This is a genomic window from Aneurinibacillus aneurinilyticus ATCC 12856, assembly GCF_000466385.1.
In the GTDB taxonomy this organism is placed as follows: domain Bacteria; phylum Bacillota; class Bacilli; order Aneurinibacillales; family Aneurinibacillaceae; genus Aneurinibacillus; species Aneurinibacillus aneurinilyticus.
Window position 1 is genome coordinate 59,411 of record NZ_KE952775.1, and the last position, 9,914, is coordinate 69,324.

At 46.2% G+C, this 9,914-nt stretch carries 11 protein-coding genes; all 11 read left to right on the top strand.

Features of this window, described 5'->3' with window-relative positions; translation table 11 throughout:
* The first annotated feature begins 9 nt into the window (after positions 1 to 9).
* The 11 genes from HMPREF0083_RS10815 to HMPREF0083_RS10870 all read left to right on the top strand — a co-directional run bounded on the left by HMPREF0083_RS10815 (position 10) and on the right by HMPREF0083_RS10870 (position 9,859).
* Positions 10 to 870 (top strand): CvfB family protein, encoded by an 861-nt coding sequence (locus HMPREF0083_RS10815; protein WP_021621379.1) that lies wholly within the window; start codon positions 10 to 12, stop codon positions 868 to 870.
* A gap of 389 nt (positions 871 to 1,259) precedes the next feature.
* Positions 1,260 to 1,943 carry a response regulator transcription factor gene (locus HMPREF0083_RS10820; protein WP_040302357.1) on the top strand — a complete coding sequence of 228 codons (684 nt, stop codon included), beginning with the start codon at positions 1,260 to 1,262 and terminating at the stop codon, positions 1,941 to 1,943.
* 9 nt (positions 1,944 to 1,952) lie between these two features.
* Positions 1,953 to 2,996 (top strand): sensor histidine kinase, encoded by a 1,044-nt coding sequence (locus tag HMPREF0083_RS10825; RefSeq protein WP_021621382.1) that lies wholly within the window; start codon positions 1,953 to 1,955, stop codon positions 2,994 to 2,996.
* Positions 2,997 to 3,258: 262 nt separating this feature from the next.
* Positions 3,259 to 4,044: an ABC transporter ATP-binding protein gene (locus HMPREF0083_RS10830; protein ID WP_021621383.1), complete on the top strand. Its 786-nt coding sequence runs from the start codon at positions 3,259 to 3,261 to the stop codon at positions 4,042 to 4,044.
* A complete protein-coding gene (locus HMPREF0083_RS10835; protein WP_040302358.1) occupies positions 4,031 to 5,962 on the top strand; it encodes an ABC transporter permease in 1,932 nt (643 codons plus the stop codon). The genes HMPREF0083_RS10830 and HMPREF0083_RS10835 overlap by 14 nt, the downstream gene beginning before the upstream one ends.
* Before the next feature lie 64 nt (positions 5,963 to 6,026).
* Positions 6,027 to 6,359: a YxeA family protein gene (locus HMPREF0083_RS10840; protein ID WP_040302359.1), complete on the top strand. Its 333-nt coding sequence runs from the start codon at positions 6,027 to 6,029 to the stop codon at positions 6,357 to 6,359.
* Positions 6,360 to 6,994: 635 nt separating this feature from the next.
* Positions 6,995 to 7,240, top strand: coding sequence for a hypothetical protein (locus tag HMPREF0083_RS10850; RefSeq protein ID WP_021621387.1), 246 nt, complete (start codon positions 6,995 to 6,997; stop codon positions 7,238 to 7,240).
* A gap of 302 nt (positions 7,241 to 7,542) precedes the next feature.
* Positions 7,543 to 7,806: a hypothetical protein gene (locus HMPREF0083_RS10855; protein ID WP_021621388.1), complete on the top strand. Its 264-nt coding sequence runs from the start codon at positions 7,543 to 7,545 to the stop codon at positions 7,804 to 7,806.
* 172 nt (positions 7,807 to 7,978) lie between these two features.
* Positions 7,979 to 8,167, top strand: a complete 189-nt coding sequence (locus HMPREF0083_RS10860; protein WP_021621389.1) for a hypothetical protein — start codon at positions 7,979 to 7,981, stop codon at positions 8,165 to 8,167.
* Between the two features lie 212 nt (positions 8,168 to 8,379).
* Positions 8,380 to 8,574, top strand: a complete 195-nt coding sequence (locus HMPREF0083_RS10865; RefSeq protein WP_040302362.1) for a hypothetical protein — start codon at positions 8,380 to 8,382, stop codon at positions 8,572 to 8,574.
* 466 nt (positions 8,575 to 9,040) lie between these two features.
* Positions 9,041 to 9,859: an NERD domain-containing protein gene (locus tag HMPREF0083_RS10870; protein ID WP_021621391.1), complete on the top strand. Its 819-nt coding sequence runs from the start codon at positions 9,041 to 9,043 to the stop codon at positions 9,857 to 9,859.
* The last annotated feature ends 55 nt before the right edge of the window (positions 9,860 to 9,914 follow it).

Sequence of the window (9,914 nt, forward strand, 5' to 3'; positions counted from 1 at the left end):
TATTACAGAGTGAAACCTGAAGCAGGTATGAAAGTAATGGGAACGATTGAACGGCAGGCGCCGTTCGGCTATTTTTTATCGGTAGAAGGGCAAGACGTTCTCCTGCATCAGAGCGATGCGGAGGGAGAGCTGGAAATTGGTGAGCAGGTCGAAGTTTTCCTCTATCATGATCACCAGGATCGGATCGCAGCCACGCAGCATGAGCCATACATTACACTAGGGGAATTCGGCTGGCTTGAAGTCAAGGATGTGCATCTACGCATGGGAGTGTTCCTGGATAACGGAATTCGTAAAGATTTGCTGCTTCCAGCAGATCAGTTGCCTGAAATCAAAAGCAAATGGCCACGTTCAGGTGATCGTTTATATGTAGGGCTTGAACATGACAAACAAGGGCGGATGCTGGCTGTACTTGGTCGTGAAGAGAACTTTGAACAAATCGCCGTACCGGCAGAACAAGACATTTTTAATAAAGACATTACAGGCTACGTATATAAAGTCATCAAAATCGGTGCGTTTCTACTAACCGAAGGGCAGCATCTCGCCTTTATTCACCGTGATGAGACGGATGAGCCTTTACGTGTTGGACAGCGAGTGGAAGGCCGTATTTCCAAAGTGAGGGATGACGGAAGAATAAATGTAACAACCAAACTTCGAAAAGAAGTCAGCTACAGCCAGGATGCCGAGATGATTTACGATTATATTAAGAATCGGGGCGGTCGTATGCCATATACGGACAAGACGGACCCAGATATTATCAAAGAGAAGTTCGGAATTAGCAAAGCTGCATTCAAGCGTGCGCTCGGTAAACTAATGAAAGAAAGACGGGCCCATCAGGAAGAAGGCTGGACTGTTTTGTCTGAACAAAAATAGTAAAAAAGAGTGAAGGAGGCTGTCTCAAAAGGTCGTTGAAAAACGATTTTTTCGAGCCAGCCCTTCTTTTTTTACTTGAATATGGATTTTAGAGGTTGCTTATTCTCGATTTTCTCGGATGCTTGTATGCTCATCATCAAGAAAGCTTTGAAGATCGCCCATATTGGAAAGAATGGACATTTAAAGAAAAACTTAAAAATTTAGATAACACGTTTTGTTACTGAAGATGCTAAGTTTTTTGGGAGGATTTCGTTGGATAAGCGCTATCTTATCTCTCTTTCGAGGGTCTTTTTCTGTTTAGAAAGGAAGGTGCCTTTTATCTTACTTCTTATTTCAAATCACGTTCTCTATGATTTACAATACATGTAATGAAAGGGGACGGTATTCTGATGGATATGAACATTTTTATCGTCGAAGACGATGCCCACATATTTGAGGCTCTGAAAGAAAGGCTGGAAAAATGGTCTCTGCACGTCACGGGACCGGATTCGTTTGATGACGTCATGCGTTCCTTTATCCATGTTGAACCTCAGCTTGTCATTCTGGACATTCAGCTACCGAAATACGACGGCTTTCACTGGTGCCGGGAAATTCGCGCCGTATCGAAGGTGCCAATTCTGTTCCTGTCTTCGCGGGATCATCCGATGGATATGGTGATGGCGATGAATATGGGCGCGGACGACTACATTCAAAAGCCTTTTCACATGGACGTGCTGCTGGCCAAAATCCAGGCGATTCTTCGCCGGACGTACGCTTACGGAGAAGAATCGCCTGACGTGATCGAATGGAACGGCGCGGTGATCGACATGAAGCGCGGCGCTATTCGCAAAGACGGCCGGGAGGCCGATTTGACGAAAAATGAATTTTTCATTCTCGCCGTCCTCGTTCAGGCGAACAACGAAATCGTATCGCGTCATGACCTGATCCGGAAGCTGTGGGAGGACGAGCATTTCGTCAATGATAATACCCTTACGGCCAATGTAACGCGCTTGCGCCAAAAGCTAGCGGTGCTCGGGCTCGAAGAAGCGATCGTCACGAAAAAAGGGCTTGGTTACATGGCCGTCACGATGTAAAGGGGGCACATGATTGGCGTGTTTTTACGTTATGTTGGTTATAAAAAAAGCTGGATCTTTTTGTTTCTGGTGCTGCTCGGTTTGACCGACGTGCTCATTCTGCTCGATCACGGCATTGCGGTTCACGCAAGCTCCATGATCTATTTGAACGTCTTATTTCTATTTGTCGTTGCCGTGTTTTTGGTTTGGCGTTATAAAACGGAAACGAAATATGCGGCGGCGCTCGCGGCACGAAGCGAAAACATGACTGAGGACTGGATCGAAACCTTGCCGGAACCCGCCTTTTTCCCGGATGAAGTCACAAGCGAGGTGCTGCGTGCAGCCGATCTGTTTTACAGACGAAAGCTCTCCGATGTGAGGCAGGTGCAGCTGATCGAAAATGATTTTACGGCGTCCTGGATTCATGAAGTGAAGGCGCCGCTTACCGCGATGAAGCTCACCATCGATGCTCATCGAACTGATCCGGCGATGCGGAAGATCGAAGCGGAGTGGCTGCGGATCCATTTGCTGATCGACCGGCGGCTGCATATGGCGCGCCTTCCGTCCCTCGAGTCGGATTACGTGCTGGAACCGGCGACTGTTCGGCGGCTTGCCGTGGAAGAGGTGCGCGAACTCACTTCCTGGTGCATGGAAAAAAACATCGCGGTCGAATTCGAAGGCGAAGACGCGGAGGTCGTTACCGACCGGAAATGGTGCCGGTTTATCATCAGGCAATTGTTGACAAACGCCATCAAATACAGCCCGGAGGGCGGGATCATCCGGATCACAACAGGCGTGACGGAGAACGGAAATGCCATGCTGGTCATCAAAGACGAAGGGCCAGGTATTCCGGTGCATGACCTGCCGCGCATTTTCGATAAAGGTTTTACGGGAGGGAACGGCAGAATCCAAAACGCGGCGACAGGCATCGGGCTGTATCTCGCGCAAACCGTCGCGTCCAAAATCAGGATCACGCTCGGAGCACAATCCACACCAAACCAGGGAACGGCGGTGCGCATGATTTTTACGGCTAAAAATGATTTTGAGTCGGTTCGGAGAGGGATGCTGATCTAATGCATTCGTTCCGTTAGCCAGAATATGAACGACGGATTGTTTTCATAATGATAAATGATAACAAACCAAGCAGCCGGGGCTTTCCTGACTGCTTTTTGAATTGGCCGGCATGTTAAATGTTGCGGAAAAAGGGCGGCACAAAGCAGCCGTGCTCAACGTGACGAAATTGTCACATTGCCCCGCCCGCTTGTCATCCAAAACGTGCGACAACACCCGGTGAACGAAAGTACAATGGGGGTACAGCAAAACTTGGAGGTTCATTATGAATGGTATAAATCAGGCAAAAACGGTGCTGCGTGCACAGAATGTCCGCAAATCATACGGCTCGAAAGGCAGCGCACAGCAGGTGTTAAAAGGCATCGATCTTTGCGTCATGGAAGGGGAATTCATGGGCATTATGGGGCCTTCCGGTTCCGGAAAAACAACCCTGCTGAACGTCCTTGCGACGATCGACCGAACGACGGAAGGAACGATTCTGATTGACGACGCCGACATTTCAAAAATGAAGGATTCGGAGCTTTCCGCGTTTCGCCGGAACAAGCTGGGGTTCATTTTTCAGGATTACAACCTGCTTGACACGCTAACCGTGAAGGAAAACATCCTGCTTCCGATCTCCCTGAGCAAAATGAACAAAAGGCTGGCGGAAGAAGAATTCAAGATTATCGCCGACATTCTCGGCATCCGGGAACTGGCGAACAAATATCCCCATGAAATATCGGGCGGTCAAAAACAGCGCACGTCCGCTGCCCGCGCTTTGATCCACCGGCCATCGATGGTTTTTGCGGATGAACCGACGGGTGCCCTGGATTCCAAATCGGCTTCCTCATTGCTGGGAACGATGGAAGACCTCAACAAAAAACGTGCCGTAACGATCGTGATGGTCACACATGATCCCGTTGCTTCCAGCTATTGCAGCCGGGTCGTGTTCCTAAAAGACGGACAAATCTATTCCGAACTGTACCGCGGCGACAAAACGAGACCGTCATTCTTCAAGGAAATCATGGACGTGCAGGCCGTACTTGGGGGGGACAACGTTGACGTTATTTGAACTGGTCATCCGCAGCATTCGGAAAAACATTAAACATTACTACCTGTACTTTTTTGCGCTTATTTTCAGCATGAGTTTGTACTTCGTCTTTGCGACGCTGCAGCATGATTCGTCGGTCGTGGAGCGGATGGGCTCGGACGTGAATTTTGCGACATCATTCCGTGTGGCGGGAATTTTGCTGCTCGTCATCGTCGCCGTATTTACCGTCTACGCCAACAGCATCTTTCTGAAGCGGCGCAGCAAGGAAATCGGGCTGTACCAGCTGATCGGCCTGTCGAAGATGGGCGTGGCCCGGTTTTTGATCATCGAAAACATGCTGCTGGGTTTGGGGGCACTTCTGCTCGGAATATGCTGCGGCGCGCTTGTATCGCGGCTGTTCCTGCTCATTTTGATGAAGCTGCTGGGCTTCGAAGGCATCGTCGGGATCGCTTTTTCGGCCACGGCGGCAGTGCAGACGGTGATCGTCTTTGCCGCGCTGATTATTTTCACTTCGATACAGATGACGCTCACGGTTTACCGCAGCACGCTGCTCCAACTGTTTAACGCGGAACGTCAAGGCGACCATCCCAAAAAGCCGAAAACGATCGCGGCCGCATTCCTTGCCCTGCTTGGCATTGCGCTGATCATTTACGGTTATGATTTGTCGGGGCATATGGTAAACGACATGCTGTTTTTTAACATGCTGTTGGTGCTTCTTTCGACGATTTTGGGTACGTACTTGCTTTTTCGGGTGACGATCAGCTGGCTGTTTTACCAATTCCGGAAAAGAAAAGACGGACACCTCGGGCTGCTGAATAGCTTGTCCCTCGCGCCGCTGATGCACCGGATGAAGGCAAACGCCAACTCGCTGACCTTGATTACGGTGCTGTCGGCCATGACGCTCACGATGGTGGCGCTGGCTTACTCGCTTTATTTTTCGGCGGAAAGCGATACCCGTATCTCGCTGCCGTACGATTTTGTGTTCGAAAATAAAGAAAGGGACGCCAAATCGTTCGACGCGGAGCTGGAGAAGGCGGGTATTCGGTTCGATCATCAACCGATTGAAGCGGTTCGGCTGAAGGGGACAATCCGCGATCTTCGCAGCAAGTCGGAGGAGTCCACCCAGGGGATGCTTTTTCTCCCGGCGGAGCAGCTGCAGAAAGCAGGCATGAAGGTGAAGGTGCCGCCGAAAGGTGAGACCGTTCTGTACGATGCGCGGGTGAATCTCGAAGGAAGAAAAGACAAGGAAGGCATGGGGTTTCCGAAAGAAATCGTTCTAGGCAAAAACGGGGAAACGAAAAAAATCCAACTGACGGACATGGTCATTCAATACGTCATGAACTACAACGTTTATGGCGCTCAACTGGTGACCTCGGAAGCGACCGTACAGGAGCTTGAGAAGAGCATGCCGGGATCTCCCAGATACGAAAAAGTCCGCTTGGATACGTATCAAGTCCCGAGCAAAGCGGAGCGTGCCAAGGCATCGGCCCTTTACGCCAAATACGTGTCGGAGGACGACTTCGAACCCAATTTTCATACGCAATATGAAGGTGCGCTTCATTCGCTCGGTCTAATGATGTTTATCTCGGCATTTCTAGGGCTTGTGTTCCTCATTTCAACGGGCAGCATCTTGTATTTCAAACAAATGACGGAAGCGGAGCAGGAAAAAAGAAGCTTCAAGACCTTGCGGCAGCTCGGCTTTGACGAGAAGGACATCATGAAGGGCATCGTGCGCAAGCAGCTATTTGTTTTCGCCATACCGCTTCTGATCGGCATCCTGCATTCCGTCTTCGCCGTCAAAACCGCATCGATCCTGGTGCTGTCCGACATCACCGTACCAACGATTATAGCAATGGGGCTGTATGCGTTAATCTATTTTGTGTTTGCGGTTTTGACCATTGGCTATTACCGGAAAATCGTCAAAAACGCCATGTCTTAGCAAGGCTTAAACACCAGCAGATCAATTTTGTATCCAATCCATGGGAAAAAGAGGAGGAACCATCATGAAAAAGTTCGGCGCAGTTGTGGCTTTTATTATCGTCATTTTCGCAGCGTTCTTCGTTTTTTCGAATAGTGACGTCGTCGATCGTTTTAACCCGTTCATAACCAAAGAATACGTCTACGTCCAAGTCAATCAACCGGCGAAGCCGGAAGATCATCGATTTAAGTACAACCTGAGCGGATACAATGCCGAAGGCAAAAAGAAAAACGTGACGTTTACGTCCAGCACCGATTTGGAGCAGGGGATCTATTTGAAGGTGCTGGCCAAAGGCGCGTACACGCAGGAATGGGAACGGGTCAAAAAGGAGGATTTACCGAAAGGGATTGAGTGGTAACGAGAATCAAGGTTAGATAAAAAATAAGGTTAGAATGGCAGGGTTAATGGGGAAAGCACTTGGTGAAGTCACGGGGTGCTTTTTTCTATTGATGAGAATAACCGGGAACCGCAGCCGCGGATCCCGGTTTAATAAACGGGCAATTAATGTGAAGCCAGGAGCAGAATATTCGCCTTTTCTGCTCTTGATCCGCCTTCAGCCAGCCCCGATCCAGCCCGGCCGGATGAACGTCGCCTCTCAAAAGACGAATAAAGCGCCGCGACTCAAAAAGAGATTCGCCCTTTGTCGTCTTTTATTCGATACATCCGGACCGGCTCTCAATCGAAGATTTAATGTCCATGTACGGAAATTTTTCTCGGAGTTTTGCTGTCATGTTCCGCTAAGATATGTGGATCATTTGTAGATGCAATGTCCACTTCATCATTCTGAGTGTCACCGCTTTCTTCCTCTTTGTTAGCTCCAACAATATCTTGCTGGTCCTCAGACCTTAAACTATACGCGCTTTGGCACAGACCACTTTTTGGGATGGGACTTAGTCAGGCGTATCCCGCGATAAGCGCTGAATCAATATTGTAGAAAGAACTAGTTTAATTCACGTATAACATCATTACTAACGTTTATAAGGGGTTGAATTCATGGATATACAAGAAAGATCGGAAATATTGAGACAGCATGAAAATTATTGTTATCGTATTTCTTTTTATCTCGTTCAGGACGAACAGCTTTCCATTCAAGCGACAATTGCTGCTTTATTGGATCTGGCTGTTGATCCTCATTTTTTAAAAGGGGATCTCGTAACACAGAAAGAGATTGCTAAACGGGCGGCTATTCATTCTTCTTTGCGGGCCAAGGCTACGGCTTGTTCGGAAGCTGTATCATAAAAAAACCAAAGTGGCTGTCCTAAAAGGTTAACTCCGAATGAGTCGGTCCCAGAATCGGAAGAAACGAGATGGCTATGGGGACACCCTCTTTTTTTGTGCGAAAAAACTTGAATATTCAGCAAAAAAACATGTACAATAAAATAACAGGGATTATCACTGTAGATAGTGTATAAATAGAATAAAAATGACATCTCCATGCTTATTATGCGACATAAACTGGGTAAAGTGCTCGAAATCATATAGCATACGAAATCCTGAACGAATACATATGCAGAAATGCTAGAAAGAAAGGACGATTAAATATGCTGTATTATGATGACAAATCCCAGGTGAAGAAATGGGAGCGCCTATCGCTTCTTAGAGCTAAAGTGCGCTATATGGAGAACCAATGGCCGGAAACAGACATACAGGAAGAGCGACCAACAGTGCTTGAAGAAATGCGGAACGGTGAAACGGTAAATATTAATGCAATTCATATCGGAGTATCCTGGCAGCAAACGCATGACGTAAACCGTGAAATTTTCCGCCGTATCGGTATGGATGCCTATCGTGATACGTATAGATAATGTCCTGTACACTTTGTACAGGGCATTTTTATTAAGATACAGAAAAAGTTAGCACATTTTTGCTTCTTTTTCATATTCTTTGTAAAAGAAACGGTTTAATTATCAATGATTTTGGGTAGGTATAGAAAGCTGTTGTTTTATTTGTAAATAAAGATAAAAAAGGGAGGGTGACATGATGTACTACGTAGTGTATGAGACCATTTCTTTGTTCGGTAAGTCGAACGACCATAACGTAGCCGCATTTGAAACACTAGGAGAAGCACGCGATTTCGCACAGGAAGTCACCGGACAGGGCTCTCCAAACGTAACCATCACCCAAGAGATAGGTATGGGCGATGAAGAAGAGCGTCTGGCGAATTAAGCCACTATAGTGAAACTTCACTCAGTATGCCTTCATCCTTCACTGAGTGTTAGCTGAACGCATCGGATCTTTAAGACGGAAACCAGAGCGAAGGGCTTGCCTTACAGCAGCCCTTTTTCCATGCAAAATAAGTACATGTTTAGAAGATGAGAAAAGCGGGTAAATTTCTCCTAACTGAAGCGATTGACTTTGATGCAGAGGAGTAGATGAACATGGTACATGGACGTTTGCTTTACTTCAACAAACACTCGGTTGTCCCAAAAGAAGACAAAGATGATGCAGCCATGCGTCCAGGTGAGGTCATTACGTATCAGCTATCGGATGAAGAATTGGCGAAATACCGCAATCTGCCGCCGGTTGAGGGCAAAAGGAGCATTTCTCTTCCATACCGAAAGAAGAAAAATTAAGAATCAAATCCCCGTCGTCGAGGCGGGGATTTTTAGCATAAAAGTGGCGAATGCCCATATTTTTCTCACCTTTAGTCTGCTAAAGTGATTTTTGTCTGGCTTTTATAGCTGCAATTTCTGCTTCTTCAAGCGCATCGAACTGACCGATATGATGTTATTTTCCTTCCGCCATGATACGAACACAATACTTATTATTTCTATATACATCTGGTTTGTCGCTGGATTCCTTCTCGGCTTTCATAATAAATAATGGTCGTTCCATCGGATTGATAAGCAAATTTCTTTTTTATTTGTATTCACCTGCGCTAAGGAAGTGTGATTAGCTACCTGCATAATAGGGATTTCCTTAATTATACTAAACTTCTGAAATTTACAAAGGAAATATAGGAAAATAGATATACATATGGTAAATTTATGTTATGTAGTATGAGATTAGTAATGTATGAGCAAAAAAAGGAGGAGGTCAATGGAGTATATTTTACTAGGAAGTATTATCCTGCTTTTATTTATTCTCTCAAAAAGTAAGTCAGCTAAAAAGAAAAAAAGGAAGCATCGTGAAGTTCTATCTCAACCAGAAGAAAAAATCCAACAAAAAGGAAGAATAGGAGAGAAGATTGTCCAGGATATTCTTTCTCGACTTGGGAATGAATACATAGGCTTTCATGATATTATGATCCAAGGCAACAACGGCAATACAGCTCAAATCGACCATATTGTTTTTTCTTCTTACGGAATCTTCGTGATTGAAACAAAAGCTTATAATGGTTATATCAAAGGATATGAAGATGCAAAAAACTGGGTCCAGTTTTTGAAAAAACAGCAGCGATATGAGTTCTATAATCCAATTAAGCAGAATGAGCAGCACATCAAAGCATTACGAACTGTACTGAACGATTCAGCTAGCCTGTTGCCAATTGTCTCTATCATTGTGTTTGTTGGAACCAAAAACATAGAAGTAGAGGCAACAAAAGCGATTGTAATACGAGAAAGCGAACTTCTAACAGTCATTCGAAACTACGTAAACGAAAAATTAACCATGCAACAGACCTATGAGATGACAGACATGTTGCAGAAGATGAATATTATTAGTGAGGCAATGCGAGAGCAGCATGTCAAAGACATTCAAAAGCGTGGTGAGCAGGTAGAGAAAGGGATATGTCCGAGCTGCGGAGAAGCCTTGGTGGAGCGTACTGGACAGTATGGAGTGTTTTTGGGGTGTTCAGGGTATCCGCGCTGTAGGTTTAAAACGAATCTAAAACAGGAGAGGGAAGTAGCTCGTTCGTGACATCGGTTAAAGAAAACAAAATATATCACGTCTGTTGATTATCCATAAGGTGGAA